The organism is Aeromicrobium sp. 10G20-16, from assembly GCF_055809665.1.
The window spans coordinates 2,716,363-2,729,540 of the sequence record NZ_CM147919.1 but is presented as its reverse complement, the minus strand read 5'-3'; the positions used below and the strand labels follow the sequence as shown (position 1 = coordinate 2,729,540).

The following is a 13,178-nucleotide window of genomic DNA, read 5'->3' as shown; positions in this document are numbered from 1 at the left end:
TTTATCAGGCAGCGCGCTGCCCACGGCGCGGCGCTGGTCGTCACCCGAGGAGGCGACGTCGCGCTGCGGGAAGCTTCTCGTTCTCGCCCTCGATGTGACCCGAGGTCCAGGCACCCGGCTGGGTGAAGTCGATGGTGCGGACCGTGCGGCCCGCGCGCGGCTTGGTGACGTACGTCGGGAGCGTGACCGGCAGCGGGTCCCACAGCGCCTCACCCGACGTGGAGACGCTCGGGACCGCGATGACGATCTGGTCGTCGAGTGCATCGACGGCGAGCTCGGCGTTCTCCATGACATGGGGACGCGCAGGATCGACGTCCTCGAACTGGCCGGACACCACGATGGTGTCCTCCTGGTCCGACGGCACGGCAGCGCTGGAGCCGGCCGACCCGCTCGAGCGGCGCTGGCGGGGCTTGGACAGCCCGAGCTCGCCGCGCACCTGGATCCGGCACGCGATCAGCCAGGCCATGATCAGCACGGCCGGCACGACCACACCGAGCCAAGGCACGACCGAGACGACGGCGAGACCCGCCACCACGACGAACAGTCCGAGCAGGGTCAGCAGGGTGCGTCGGCGACGGCGTGCGGCCAGTCGGGCCGCGGGACGATCGAGGGTCGCGGCCGCAGTCGCAGAGGTGGTCGATGCGGAAGCAGGGGTGGAGGCGGCGGTCGGAGCCGTGCTGGCGATGACCCGACCGGTGGCGCCGGCGTCGTCGACGGAGGCGTTCTTGCCGGCGTCGTCGTAGCGGCGCAGGGCAAGCGGCACGAAGTACGCCGCCCACACAGCGACGACGAACGCGATGATCAACCCGCTACTCGCTCCCACGTGCAAAACGGTAGGTCCTGTCCGACCTGTTCCTCGGGAGTGAGGTGCGTGTGTCGCCGCCGAATGTGTGACGGATGTGACTCAGGAGGTGACCCGACCGAGCAGGCCGCGCGGCGCATCCTCGGCCAGCAGTTGGAAGACACGGTGGTCGCGCCAGCGGCCGGCGATGTGCAGGTACGCCGGAGCCAGACCGATCTCGGTGAACCCCAGCTTGGCCACGACCCGCAGGCTCGCCTCGTTCTCGGGCCGAATCGCGATCTCGATGCGGTGCAGACCCACCGTGGTGAACAGGTGGTCGCACACCAGCGCGACACCGATGGGGGTGACGCCCCGACCCGCGTGCGACTGCGCCACCCAGTAGCCGATGGTGGCCGAGCGCGCGGAGCCCCAGGTGATGTTGCTGACGGTCACCATGCCGACCATCTCGTCGTCCCACGTCGTGGCGAACGGCATGGACAAGCCCTGACGCGCGCGACGGCGAAGGGTGCCGGTCATCGCCACGAACGACGCCGCTGGCGGTCCGGCCTCGGGCGGCAGACTGGCGTCCCACGGTCCCAGCCAGGCCGCGTTCTCGCGGCGCAGCCGTGCCCAGGTGGCGGCATCACGACGGCGGATCGGCCGCAGCCCGATCTGGCCGTGCTGCAGCTCGACCGGCCAGCCGATCGTCACGGTCCGGACTCTGGCGACATCGAACCGGGATGGTCTCCTCCGGCCAGCTGGTCGACGGCGTGTGGCACCAGGTCGGCGAGCACGGCCAGCCCGTCGCGCACTCCCCCGCGCGATCCGGGCAACGTGACGACCAGGGTGCGCCCCGCGACGCCCGCGACGCCACGCGACAGCGCAGCGGTGGGGACGCCCTGCGAGATGCCTTGGGCGCGAATGGCCTCGGCGACGCCGGGCAGCTCACGGTCGAGCAACGGCGCCACGACGTCCGGGGTGCGGTCGGTGGGGTTGATGCCGGTTCCGCCCGTGGTGAGCACGACCGCGACCTCCGAGGCGATCGCGTCACCGACGGCCTCGCCGACCGGGGGGCCGTCCGGGACGACCACGGGGTCAGGGGTGTCGAAGCCCCACTCGCGCAGCGCGGCGACCAGGAGCGGGCCGGTGGTGTCCTCGTAGACGCCCGCGGCCGCTCGGTTCGAGGCGACGACGACCGCTGCTGACCTGCTCACGGCCGGGTCCAGGTGCCGCTGCGGCCACCGGACTTGGCGACGACCTCGACACCGGTGATGCGGGCCGCCTTGTCGACGGCCTTGACCATGTCGATGACCGTGAGCGCCGCGACCGTGACCGACGTGAGGGCCTCCATCTCGACGCCGGTGCGGTCTGCGGTCCGCACGGTGGCGGTGATGGCGACGGCGTCGTCCTCGACGACCAGGTCGACCTCGACGCCGCTGATGGCCACCGGGTGACACAGCGGCACCAGGTCCGGAGTGCGCTTGGCAGCCATGATGCCCGCGATTCGTGCGGTGGCGATGGCGTCGCCCTTGGGCACCCCTTCACCGCGGAGGAGGTCGATGACCTCGGAGCTGACCTCGACCCGACCCCGAGCGGTGGCCGTGCGGGCCGTGACGTCCTTGTCCGTGACGTCGACCATGCGCGCGGCCCCGGAGTCGTCGAGGTGGGTGAAGCGGTCGGCCATCAGAACGGCCGGTCGAGCACGAGCGTGCGCACGGTGTCGCCCATGTTGAGCGCTGTCTGGTCCTCGCCGACGATGATCAGCGCGTTGGCACGCGAGAGCGCTCCGACCAGGTGCGAGCCGGTGCCCTCGAGCGGGGTGACCTTGGCGCCACGGTGGGTGACCTCGAAGACGCCGCGCAGGTACTGCCGGACGCCCGAACGCGACTGAACGTCCTGCGCCAGCACGGCGTGCACCATTGGGCGGCGGTAGGGCGTGCGCCCCATGAGCCGGCGGATGGCCGGCAGCACGAAGACCTCGAACGACACATAGGCCGACACCGAGTTGCCCGGCAGCGTGATGATCGGGGTCTGCTCGTCGAAGACCCTGCCGAACCCCTGCGGCTTGCCCGGCTGCATGGCCACCTCGACGAAGTCGACGGTGCCGAGCGCCGACAGCGTCTCCTTCACGACGTCGTGGTCGCCCTTGCTGATGCCGCCGCTGGTGACGACGAGATCGGCCCGGACCAGCTGGTCGGACAGGACGCGGCGGAAGGTCTTGGGATTGTCGTCGACGGCGCCCACGCGGTAGCAGATCGCACCGGCGGCGCGCACCGCCGAGGCCAGCATGTAGCTGTTGCCGTCGTAGATGGAGTCGTAGTCGAGGTGGGTGCCGGGCTCGCGCAGCTCCGAGCCGGTGGACAGCACGACGACGCGCGGACGCGGACGGGCGCGCACGCGGGGAGCGCCCAGCGAGGCGAGCAGCCCGATCTCGCGCGGACCGAGCACGGTGCTGGCGGGCAGCACCTCGTCGCCCGCGGCGACGTCGGTGCCCTGCCGGCGGATGCAGGCGCCGACCTCGGCCGACTCGCTGATGGTGACCCGGTTGTTGCCGCGGTCGGTGGCCTCGAACGGGACGACGGCGTCGGCGCCACGCGGGATCGGCGCACCGGTCATGATCTTGACCGCGGTGCCGGCGCTGATGGCGAAGGGCTTGGCCGAACCCGCGGCGATCTCGCCGACCACCGGCAGCACGACCGGCGACGCCGTGGTGGCGCCCGCCACGTCCTCGGCCCGCACGGCGTAGCCGTCCATCGACGCGTTGTCGAAGCGCGGCAGGTCGATCTCGCTGACGTAGGCCTCGTGCAGCGGCAGGCCGAGCGACTCGACCAGGGGCTGGTCGTAGGCGGTGAGCGGTCCGATGCCGCGCAAGATCTTCTCGAGGTGGTCCTCGACAGTCAGGCGACCTTCGGCGATGCTCGCCGGGCGCGGCCTGGCTCGGGGGCCGCTGGGAGCGGTCGGCGTCTCGGTGTCGTCAGGCTCTGCCTCTGCCTCGCCTGCCTCTGCCTCGCCTGCGTCTGCCTCGGGCGCTGGCGTGGTCGGCGACTCCGTGTCGCTCTCGGCATCGGGCTCCGCGGGCGTGTCGGACTGCGACTCCGCCGTCGGCGCGGCCGGCGCCGAGTGTTCAGGCTCCGCTGGCGCGCTGTTCTCCGCCTCGGTCGGGGCGGTGGATTCCGGCAGGTCGTCCCACCCGGTGCTCGCGTCGGGACGACCCGACGTGCCCTCGGGCGGTGTCGTGTCGTCCGTTGCCATGCCGGTCAGCCTAGCCGCCGGTCAACCGGGTGCCCGGAGCAACGCTCTGCGTGGCGTCGGTGTCGTCGAGCGTGACCGCCCCGACCACCGCGACGTCGCGGCCGAATCGCCAGTCACCGCGCACCGTCAGCGACGTCGCGTCGACCAGCGAAGGCGGTGTCGGGATGCGTGCGTCGAAGTCGGCGATCGTGGTGAAGTACCGCCGGTCGAGGTCGATCAACGGCGGGTCCACCTGGGCGCGCACGCGGTGGTCGGCGCCGACTCCGTAGACGTCGGAACGCAGCAGGAGCAGGTCGTTGGTGGTCTTGACCGGCAGGAAGCGTGAACGGTCGACCTCGATGGCGGTGGCGCCGTCGAACACCTCGATCGCTGCGCCCATGGCCGACTCGATCTGCACGACGGGCGTCGAGGACGGGTCGGCCGGGTCGACGGTCTTGGCGTTGCGGATCAATGGCAGGCCGAGGACGCCGTCGCGTTCGAGCAGCAGGCTCTGGAGGGCCTCGAGGTCGAACCACAGGTTGTTGGTGTGGAAGTAGCGGTGCCTCGTCAGATCGGTGGCATCCGCGACGTCCTCGGCAGCGGTCTGGGCGGTCTCGCGCAGCACGAGTCGACCGTCGGCGTTGCGCACGACGAGGTGGCCGCCCTTGACGTCGGCCGGGGTGCGACGGCAGACCTCGGCGGCGTAGGGAGCGCCGGTGGCGGCGAACCAGCCCATCATCTCCGGGTCGGGAGCGGCCCCGAGGTTGTCGGCGTTGGACACCGTGGCGTAGCGGTAGCCCTGCTCGATCAGGGTGGCCAGCACGCCCGAGACCTCGAGCGCCGTGTAGAGGTCGCCGTGGCCGGGCGGGCACCACTCGAGGGAGGGACCCGCCGGCCAGTCGACCGGGGTGAGGTCGTCGGCGCGCAGCTTGGGCTCCTGGTTCTGCAGGAAGTCCAGCGGCAGTCCGTCGACGGCGAGGTCGGGGTGCGCGGCCAGGGCGGCGAGGGTGTCGTCGCGGGTGCGAAAGCTGTTCATGAAGATCAGCGGCATCCGCACGCCGTGCTCGCGGCGGACGTGGAGCACCTGCCCGGCGATGACGTCGAGGAAGCTCTGCCCCTGCCGCACCGGGAGCAGCGTCTTGGCCCGATCGAGGCCCATCGAGGTGCCGAGCCCGCCGTTGAGCTTGATGACTGCCGTGACATCTGCGGCGGCACGACAGTCGGCCTCGGACACCTCGAGCGCGCTGGCGTGGGCGATGCCGTCGAGCGGCGACACGTCGGCCTCGCGGATCAGCCCGGAGGCGTCGTCGTCGAGCTGCTCGTAGAACGCGGAGAACACGTCGATGGCGCGTTGGGCCACTCCGGCGGCCCTCATCCGACCCTGCGCCTGCTCCAGACCCGACATGTCGTCACCCTATCGGCGAGACCGGAGCAGCCGTGCCCTTCGCTTCGCTCACGGTCCTCGCAGAGCTCGTCCCCAGGGCCGGCGAAAATCCGTTCGCCAGGGAGCGGAGCGACCGTGAGCGAAGCGAGGCGAACCACGCGGACCAGCCAGACTCGACCCCGACAAATCCTTGATCTAGCAGTGGAAAACACTGTCTATCGAACACCCGTTCGAGTACAATGGACCCATGACCACGCACCCCGAGCCCGGACAGGTGATCCTCGACCGGATCACCGCCCGCGAGGTCGAGCGAGCGCGGCTCGAAGCCGAGACGGCAGCCGACATGCTGGCGTTCAAGCAGCTCCGCACCCGTGAGGCCCAGCACGCCCGCAACGCCGAGATCCGTGACCTGGAGATCGGATACGCCGACGACGAGCTCGCCGCCACCCTGCACATGCCGGTGCGGTCAATCCAGTGCCGCCTCGCCGAGTACCGCCGCGTCGCCACTGACCTGCCCGACACGTGGGACGCCTTCGCTGCTGGTCGGATCGATTCGTACCGGGTCGGTCTGATCGCCTCAGCCTTGCTGCGGCTGCCCGATGACAACCACGTCCGCATCCACCTGGACTACGAGCTCGTCCGTTACGCACCCACCCACACCGGCAGCCAGTTGAAGGCGAAGCTGCGCCGGTTCGTCGCCACCTACGGCGACCCCATCAACACAGCGGCGACAGAGCGTGAGCAGCGGCGGGTGGTCGTCGAGCACGGCGACGCCGGCATGTCCTGGCTCCACGCGTTCCTGCCCACCGACACCATCATCGCCCTCGACCACGAGCTCACCCGCCGCGCCAAGAACCTCACCGCTGACGATCGTTCCTTCGACCAGAAACGCGCCGACGAGCTCGTCGCCTGGCTCTTCGACCAAGCAGGCACCGGGTCGGTCAGCCGCCGCGCGGTCATCGGTGTCACCATCCCCGTCACCAGCCTCGCCGGCTACACCAACGAACCCGGCGAATCCTTCGACGGCGACCACGCCCTCCCCGCCGACATGGTCCGTGACCTCGCCACCCAACCCGGAACCCTGTTCCACCGCATCATCACCACTCCGTTGGGCCGGATCCTCGACATCACCGAACTCGGCTACACACCCTCACCCACGCTGCGCACAGCAATCGAGATCCGCGACGGCACCTGTCGAGTCGCCCACTGCACCAGGCCCGCCACCGAATCAGACCTCGACCACCACATCCCCCACCCCCGCGGACCCACCAACGCCAACAACCTCCGAGCGTTATGCCGCCGACACCACCGACAAAAGACACACCTGACCGTCGACCCCGCCGGCGACCTCATCATCCACGCCGCCTGACCCGGGTTCAGGTCGGCTCGGGCGACCACAGTGGATCGACGAGGTCGTTGAAGCTCTCACGTGCGTCGAGCAGCGTCTGCAGCTCGACCTGTCCGGTGAACCACGGTTCAAGGTCGGTGGCGCGCACCAGAGTTCGATGATGGGGCAGAGGGGTCTGTTCCCAGGACGGGTCGACCTGGGTCAGATCGCGTCCCGGTCCCAACACCTGCACGCCGTAGACGTCGAGCACGAGCTCGGGGACGCGGCGAGGGTCCTGCTTGCGCACCGCCAGCGCGACCTCCCCACCATTTCTGTCGTAGGGGTGCCAGAGCGCGTAATGCATGGAGCGCACCCCTCGGTGGCCGACACCATCGCCGCCTTCAGGGAGGCCCAGGACGAAGCCCCAGTTGAGGAAGCCCGACGCGCGCACCAGCACGTCCGTCAGCTCGGCAACACAGTCACTCCACGCGGGCCGCTGCAGCCCGCCGATGTCGACCGTCACGTAGCCGTTGATGTGGAGCGTCACCTGCCGCTGGACGTCAGTCCCATCGAACGACAACAGCAAACAACGCTCGCCCACCTTCAGGTACCTGCGCACGATGGACGCGGCCTGCTCCCGGGGGATCTGGGTCGTCAGCTCGCCGGCCAACCACAGCCCGCCGTCGCCGGCGCGGCACCAGTCGATGGCCAGATCGACCACCCGATCCTGCGCGGCCGGGTCCGGATCCCACATCCGCTGCAGCGCATGTCGGGTTCCGGGATCGCCCGGTGTCTCCCAGTACGGTTCACCGACCACGCACATCCCCGCCGAGATCCCGTCGTTGTGCCGGCCGACGTCCGGAATGTCCGTGCTGCCCAAGATGCCGACCTTCGCGTCCACCCCAGCCCGCTCCAACGCAGCCACGACCGCGTCGATCATCCCCGCCGTCACCTCCCAGTTCACGGGTTCACCAGACAACGCCACACCCTTCGGGGTGGGCCACGCCGACTCCAACGGATACTCAGACGCAACCGAGACGTTGAACTCCTCGACCGCGCCGTTCACCACCGACATCAGCACCTCGACCGGAGCCTTCGACCGAATACCCAGCAACCAAGGCGCCTCACTCCGGAAGCGAGCCTTGATCGACGCCCACGCGACTTCTACGGCCACGCGAATACCTTCCTTCCCATCGGACGGATCAACCTTCTCAGCACCGAGGACCAGATCCAGTCCCATGCACTGAGGCACAGCACTTCCACCATTGAGCCGGCCCCGCACCGCACCGGTGCCACATCCCGAGGCGGACGAGCAGGTCGTCGTCGCGTCCGCAGCTGACGTCTACCGCGGCAGGCGGATCCGGATCGGGCCCTTGGCGGTCGACGGGTCGACGACGTGGCCGGCCTGGGTGATCTCGACCTCGCCGCGATCGACCAGGCGGCGGGCAGCCCGTCGCACCGGCTCCATCAACGGACGCCAGTCGTCGGGTGCGACCTCACGGGCCACGTCGGACGGGCAGATCGTCGACGTGCGGGCTCGTTCGCCCAGCATCGCGAGGATGCGCTGCTCCAGGTCGGTGTCAGCCGCAGTGACACCGCGGCGCCGACACGCGGCAGAGCAGTAGCGGACGTCGTCCCAGTCGCGCTCCCACTTCTTGCGCCACTCGATGGTGCGTCCGCACGAGGCGCACGACTTGTCGGCCGGCGGCACCTACGACACCGCCGACCGATGTTGCCGCACCCGGTTGCGCAGGACGGCGTACTCGGCCTCGACGCGATGGGAGCCGGTGGGCCGGTCGACCGAGGTGCCGCCGACCACCACCTCGTGAGCCGCGAACTGCTCGCGCGTCAGGTCCACCTCCGTGCCGTCGGGCAGCCGGTTCCACCAGTGGAAGTCGACCTGCTCGCCGCCGACCAGCACCTCGCCTCGCACCAGCCGCCCGCCGAGCTCGTCGTGGACCACCAGCACCGTGGTGATGCACTGACCGCGCGCCGGACGGTCCGGCGACCACGAGTCGACGTCCTCGGGTGCACACGTGTCCGGACCCCACGACGCCCGCAGGGCCTCCGCCAGGCTGGCGAGCCTGTTGTCGCGGTCGACGATCTCCATGTCGATCACCCTAGGCTCCAGTCATGACATCCAAGGCGGACCTGAGGGCCGAGCTGTCGGCACGGCGCACCGCCATGTCCGACGACGAACGTCGCGCCGGCGCCGAGTCGATCGCCCAGCACGCGGCCTCGACCCCGGTGATCAGCCGGGCCCGACGTGTCGCGGTCTACCTCTCGATGCCGTCCGAACCCGGAACCGGGCCCCTCGTCGCCGATCTGCTGGCTCGGGGAGCCGAGGTCGTCGCCCCCGTATCACTGCCTGACCACACCCTTGACTGGGCCGCGGTCGAACCGGCGGCAACGACCACCACCGCCGCTCTCGGCATGGCCGAGCCGACCGGCCCACGGCTCGGTGCCCACACCCCGGCGACGTGCGACGTGCTGATCCTGCCCGCCCTCGCCGTGGACCACGCCGGACATCGGCTCGGCCGCGGCGCCGGCTACTACGACCGGGCGCTCGCCGGCATCGACGTGCCGCGCTGCGCGCTGGTGTTCGCGCACGAGCTGCTGCCCGAGGTGCCGCACGAGCCGCACGACGTGCCGGTGCACATGGCACTCACGCCCCAGGGCCTGTTTCGTGTGCCCTGAACCGGTCGGCGGCTAGCCCGGGCGCGACGCGAGATCGGGCATGATCCAGTAGCTCAGCGGCACGATCTCGACCGTCCGGCCGGGGCGGGGTGCATGGATCATCTGGCCATCGCCCAGGTAGAGCGCGACGTGATAGATCGAGCTGGCGCTGCCGTCGCTCCAGAACAGCAGGTCGCCGCGCCGGATCTTGCTGACCGGCACCTTCTTGGTCGCCGCGTACTGCGAGCCCGCGTAGTGCGCCATGTTCACGCCCGCGGCCTGCCACGCACGCATGGTCAGCCCAGAGCAGTCCCACGAGGACGGCCCGGCGCCACCCCACACGTACTTCTCGCCCAGCTGGGCCTTCGCGAAGGCGATCGCCTTCTCGACCTTGCTGCTCGACGCTGCCGGCGGGTTCGGCGGATCCGGCGTCGGGGCCGGCGGCGGACTGGACGGCGGCGAGCTGGTGGTGGGTGCGGGTGACGGAGTCTGCGGCTCGGACGGAGACGGATCCGGGGCCGCGACCGGCGGACCGCCCGGCCCGCTCTCGTCGATCCGCTCGTCGAGCGCGTCCTGGGCCCGCGTCACCGCGGCCAGGGGACGGTTCTGTGCCACGGCCAGCTGGCGCAGCAGCGTGTCGCGCTCGGCCTCGGCGGACGATGCCATCTGCTCGGCGCGAGCGATGGACGCGTCGATGCTCCGCTGCGCCGCCACCTCGTCGGCTCGTGCCTGCTCCTGCTCCCGCACCGTCTTGGCGATGGCACGCGCCGCGGCGTCGAGAACCGTCTGGCGGGCGTCGAGGGTGTCCAGGGCGGCCGTCAGCGCCTCGTCGGCCGCGGTGCTCGCGGTGGCGTTCTCCAAGATGTCCGACGGGTCCTGCCCGCCGAGCACGGACACGAGTGCGCGTCCCTGCGGGTTGGTCTGCAACCGCTCGACGGTCACCGCCGCGACGGCCTCGCGGTACTGGTCGACGGCCGCCTGGGCCTTCTTCTGCTCGGCCTTGCGCTGAGCGAGGTCCGCGCGCGCCTGGTCCAGGCGAACCTTGGCCCCGTTGAGCTGCTCGGCCGCCGCCGCCGACTGCGCGTAGAGCCCGTTGAGGTCCTGGCGCATCTGCACCAGCCGCACCTGGATCTGCCCGACGGACGGGTTGTCGGCCTGCGCACCCGGCGACACGAACGCGGTCGACACCACGACAGCCGCACAGGACGCCACGACGGCACGCGAGACGAGGGCGTGCGAGAGGAAGAAAGGGGCTCGCATCCCTCGAAACTACGTCACTTCCGTCCCATAAAACACACCAGTCCGAAAATTAACACGAGTCACATGCGTGTCATTACTGGACTTTCAGTACTTCCACGTCACAATTCGCTCGCACATCCGGTCACCGCACGCTCCTGATCTCCCCGACCAGCTCCTCCAGCACGTCCTCGAGCAGGATCACTCCGAGCACGTCGCCGTCGTCGTCGGCCACCCGGGCCATGTGGGAACCGCGCACCTGCATCGTGCGCAGCGCGTCGTACAGACCCGACCCGCTCTTGACGGTGGCCAGCGGGCGCACCCACTTGTCGGCGATCACCTTCTGCCGGGCATCGGCCTCGGTCTCGAGCACGTCCTTGATGTGCAGGTAGCCGGCCAGGTCACCGGAGGCATCGGCCACCGGGAAGCGCGAGAACCCGGTCTCGGCGCACGCCACCTCGACGTCGACCGGAGTGGCCGACGGCTCGATGGTGACCAGCCCGTCGCGCGGCAGGAGCACCTGGTCGACGGTGCCACCGCCGAAGTCGAGCGCACCCGCCACCAGCCCGTACTCGTCCTCGTCCAGCAGGCCCTCGCGACGTGACTCCTCCACGAGGCTGGCGACCTCGTCATGGGTGTACGTGCTGGCCACCTCGTCCTTGGGCTCCACGCCGCACAGCCGCACGAAGGCGTTGGCGACGCCGTTGAGCGACACGACGAACGGCTTGAGCACCGCGATGACACCCAGCATGAACGGGCCGAGCACCAGGGCCGCCCGGTCGGGTCCCACCAGCGCCAGGTTCTTGGGCACCATCTCGCCCAGGACGACGTGGGCGTAGACCACGATGGTCAGCGCGATCACGAACGAGATCGGGTGCAGGAACGCCTCAGGGACGCCGACCGCCTCGAAGCCGGGTTCCATCAGGTGCGCGATGGCCGGCTCGCCCACGGCGCCGAGGCCGAGCGAGCAGATCGTGATGCCGAGCTGCGCCGCCGCCATCGCCTGCGTGACGTTCTCGATGGCGCGCAGTGCCAGCTTGGCGGTGCGCGAACCCGACGCTGCCAGCGGCTCCAGCTGGGTGCGTCGCGCGGAGATGAGGGCGAACTCGGCCGCCACGAACAGGGCGTTGAGCGCCAACAGGACCACCGTGAGGAGCACGGCCCACCAGTCACCCATGCGTCGGCCCTCCCACGGTCAGCGACAGTCGTTCGACCCGCCGCCCGTCCATCCGCTCGACCGTCAGCGTGACGTCGAGGGGTTCGGGCTCGTCGTCGTCGCCGTCCGGCACGGCGTCGACCTGGAGCGCGACGACGTCACCCCTGACCGCGATGCGCCCCAGCAGCGCGTGCACGAGACCACCGATCGTCTCGTAGTCCTCGTGCTCGGGCAGCGCCACCCCGGTCTGCTCCAGCACCTCGTCGGGACGCAGCAGCCCCGACAGCGACCACGTGCCGTCGCGGCGGTGCCGGCTGCGCTCGGAGACACGGTCGTGCTCGTCGGCGATGTCGCCCACGATCTCCTCGACCAGGTCCTCCAGCGTCACCACCCCGTCGTTTCCGCCGTACTCGTCGACGACGATCGCCATCTGCATCCCCTGGTCGCGCAGGAACGTCAGCAACGGATCGAGCTCGATGCTGTCGGGCACGGTGGCGGCCGGATCGGCGATCTCCGACACCCGCACCGATCGACGTCTCGACATCTCCACGCTGACGGCCTGCTTGACGTGCACGATCCCGACGACGTCGTCGGGGTTGCGACCGATGACCGGGAAGCGCGAGTGGCCGGTCTCCCTGGCCGCCTCGATGACGTCGGCTGCCGTGTCGCGCGACTCGAGGAAGCGGACCCGGACGCGCGGCGTGCGGACGTCGGCGGCCGTGCGCTCGCCGAACGCGATGCTGCGCGCGACCAGGTCGGCGGTCTCGTCGTCGATGGCACCCTCGATCGCCGACCGCAGCACGAGCGACCGCAGCTCCAGCGGCGAACGGGCCGATCGCAGCTCCTCCTGCGGCTCGACTCCCAGTGCCCGCAGGATGCGGTTGGCCGTGCCGTTGAGGCGGCGGATGGGCCACGCCATCGACTTGGTGAACGCCCGTTGGGGCAGCTGCATCCACGCCGCCGTCTGCTGGGGCAACGACAGGGCGAAGTTCTTGGGGATCAGCTCGCCCACGAGCATCGTGACGATGGTGCTGAGCAGGATCGCGAGCCCGTAGGAGACGCCTCTGAGCGCGCCCCCCTCGAGGCCCAGATCCTTCAGCGGCCCTCGTAGCAAGGTGCCGAGGGCGGGCTCGGCGAGGAAGCCGATCGCCAGGTTGGTGATGGTGATGCCGAGCTGGGCGCCGCTGAGCTGGGTCGACAACGACCGCAGTGCCAGCAAGGTGCCCTGCGCGCCTCGGTCGCCGTCGGCGGCATCACGCTCGATGGTCGCGCGGTCGACGGTCACGAAGGAGAACTCGGCCGCGACGAACACACCGCAGGCGAGCATCAGGGCGAAGGCAACGGCCAGCAGAAGCCACTCGGTCATCGGGGATCGGTCACAGGTGGA

Annotated in this window: 14 protein-coding genes; 2 read left to right on the top strand and 12 right to left on the bottom strand. The window is 70.4% G+C overall.

The window, feature by feature from the left end:
• Window positions 1-40: 40 nt before the first annotated feature.
• The 6 genes from sepX to AC0L5F_RS13915 form a co-directional block, all read right to left on the bottom strand.
• Window positions 41-823, bottom strand: a complete 783-nt coding sequence (sepX, locus tag AC0L5F_RS13940) for a divisome protein SepX/GlpR (protein WP_473314013.1) — start codon at window positions 821-823, stop codon at window positions 41-43.
• A gap of 81 nt (window positions 824-904) precedes the next feature.
• Window positions 905-1,492 carry a GNAT family N-acetyltransferase gene (locus AC0L5F_RS13935; protein ID WP_473314012.1) on the bottom strand — a complete coding sequence of 196 codons (588 nt, stop codon included), beginning with the start codon at window positions 1,490-1,492 and terminating at the stop codon, window positions 905-907.
• Window positions 1,489-1,995: a MogA/MoaB family molybdenum cofactor biosynthesis protein gene (locus tag AC0L5F_RS13930; RefSeq protein ID WP_473314011.1), complete on the bottom strand. Its 507-nt coding sequence runs from the start codon at window positions 1,993-1,995 to the stop codon at window positions 1,489-1,491. Before AC0L5F_RS13930 ends, AC0L5F_RS13935 begins: the two co-directional genes overlap by 4 nt.
• Window positions 1,992-2,465: a cyclic pyranopterin monophosphate synthase MoaC gene (gene moaC, locus AC0L5F_RS13925; protein ID WP_473314010.1), complete on the bottom strand. Its 474-nt coding sequence runs from the start codon at window positions 2,463-2,465 to the stop codon at window positions 1,992-1,994. The genes AC0L5F_RS13930 and moaC overlap by 4 nt, the downstream gene beginning before the upstream one ends.
• Entirely contained in the window at window positions 2,465-4,033 is a 1,569-nt protein-coding gene (gene glp / locus AC0L5F_RS13920; protein WP_473314009.1) for a molybdotransferase-like divisome protein Glp, read from the bottom strand. Before glp ends, moaC begins: the two co-directional genes overlap by 1 nt.
• Before the next feature lie 10 nt (window positions 4,034-4,043).
• Window positions 4,044-5,417: a UTP--glucose-1-phosphate uridylyltransferase gene (locus AC0L5F_RS13915; protein ID WP_473314008.1), complete on the bottom strand. Its 1,374-nt coding sequence runs from the start codon at window positions 5,415-5,417 to the stop codon at window positions 4,044-4,046.
• Window positions 5,418-5,643: 226 nt separating this feature from the next.
• Between AC0L5F_RS13915 and AC0L5F_RS13910 the strand changes: the two genes are divergently transcribed.
• A complete protein-coding gene (locus tag AC0L5F_RS13910; RefSeq protein WP_473314007.1) occupies window positions 5,644-6,765 on the top strand; it encodes an HNH endonuclease signature motif containing protein in 1,122 nt (373 codons plus the stop codon).
• A 7-nt stretch (window positions 6,766-6,772) separates the two neighbouring features.
• On the opposite strand, the gene AC0L5F_RS13905 is transcribed toward AC0L5F_RS13910, so the two are convergent.
• From AC0L5F_RS13905 to AC0L5F_RS13895, 3 genes are all read right to left on the bottom strand, one after another.
• Window positions 6,773-7,963, bottom strand: coding sequence for a hypothetical protein (locus tag AC0L5F_RS13905; RefSeq protein ID WP_473314006.1), 1,191 nt, complete (start codon window positions 7,961-7,963; stop codon window positions 6,773-6,775).
• 102 nt (window positions 7,964-8,065) lie between these two features.
• Entirely contained in the window at window positions 8,066-8,434 is a 369-nt protein-coding gene (locus AC0L5F_RS13900) for a DUF3253 domain-containing protein (RefSeq protein WP_473314005.1), read from the bottom strand.
• On the bottom strand, window positions 8,435-8,833 hold the full coding sequence (locus AC0L5F_RS13895; protein ID WP_473314004.1) for a YunG family protein: 399 nt from the start codon (window positions 8,831-8,833) through the stop codon (window positions 8,435-8,437). It abuts the gene before it with no gap.
• Window positions 8,834-8,856: 23 nt separating this feature from the next.
• Here AC0L5F_RS13895 and AC0L5F_RS13890 point away from each other — a divergent pair, with 23 nt between their 5' ends.
• On the top strand, window positions 8,857-9,420 hold the full coding sequence (locus AC0L5F_RS13890; protein ID WP_473314003.1) for a 5-formyltetrahydrofolate cyclo-ligase: 564 nt from the start codon (window positions 8,857-8,859) through the stop codon (window positions 9,418-9,420).
• A 12-nt stretch (window positions 9,421-9,432) separates the two neighbouring features.
• Here AC0L5F_RS13890 and AC0L5F_RS13885 read toward each other — a convergent pair whose 3' ends face one another.
• The 3 genes from AC0L5F_RS13885 to AC0L5F_RS13875 form a co-directional block, all read right to left on the bottom strand.
• Complete coding sequence (locus tag AC0L5F_RS13885) at window positions 9,433-10,659, bottom strand: C40 family peptidase (protein WP_473314002.1); 1,227 nt, start codon at window positions 10,657-10,659, stop codon at window positions 9,433-9,435.
• Between the two features lie 121 nt (window positions 10,660-10,780).
• The gene (locus AC0L5F_RS13880; RefSeq protein WP_473314001.1) at window positions 10,781-11,812 is read right to left on the bottom strand and encodes a hemolysin family protein; all 1,032 of its coding nucleotides are present in this window, start codon (window positions 11,810-11,812) and stop codon (window positions 10,781-10,783) included.
• The gene (locus AC0L5F_RS13875; RefSeq protein ID WP_473314000.1) at window positions 11,805-13,157 is read right to left on the bottom strand and encodes a hemolysin family protein; all 1,353 of its coding nucleotides are present in this window, start codon (window positions 13,155-13,157) and stop codon (window positions 11,805-11,807) included. Before AC0L5F_RS13875 ends, AC0L5F_RS13880 begins: the two co-directional genes overlap by 8 nt.
• Window positions 13,158-13,178: the final 21 nt, after the last annotated feature.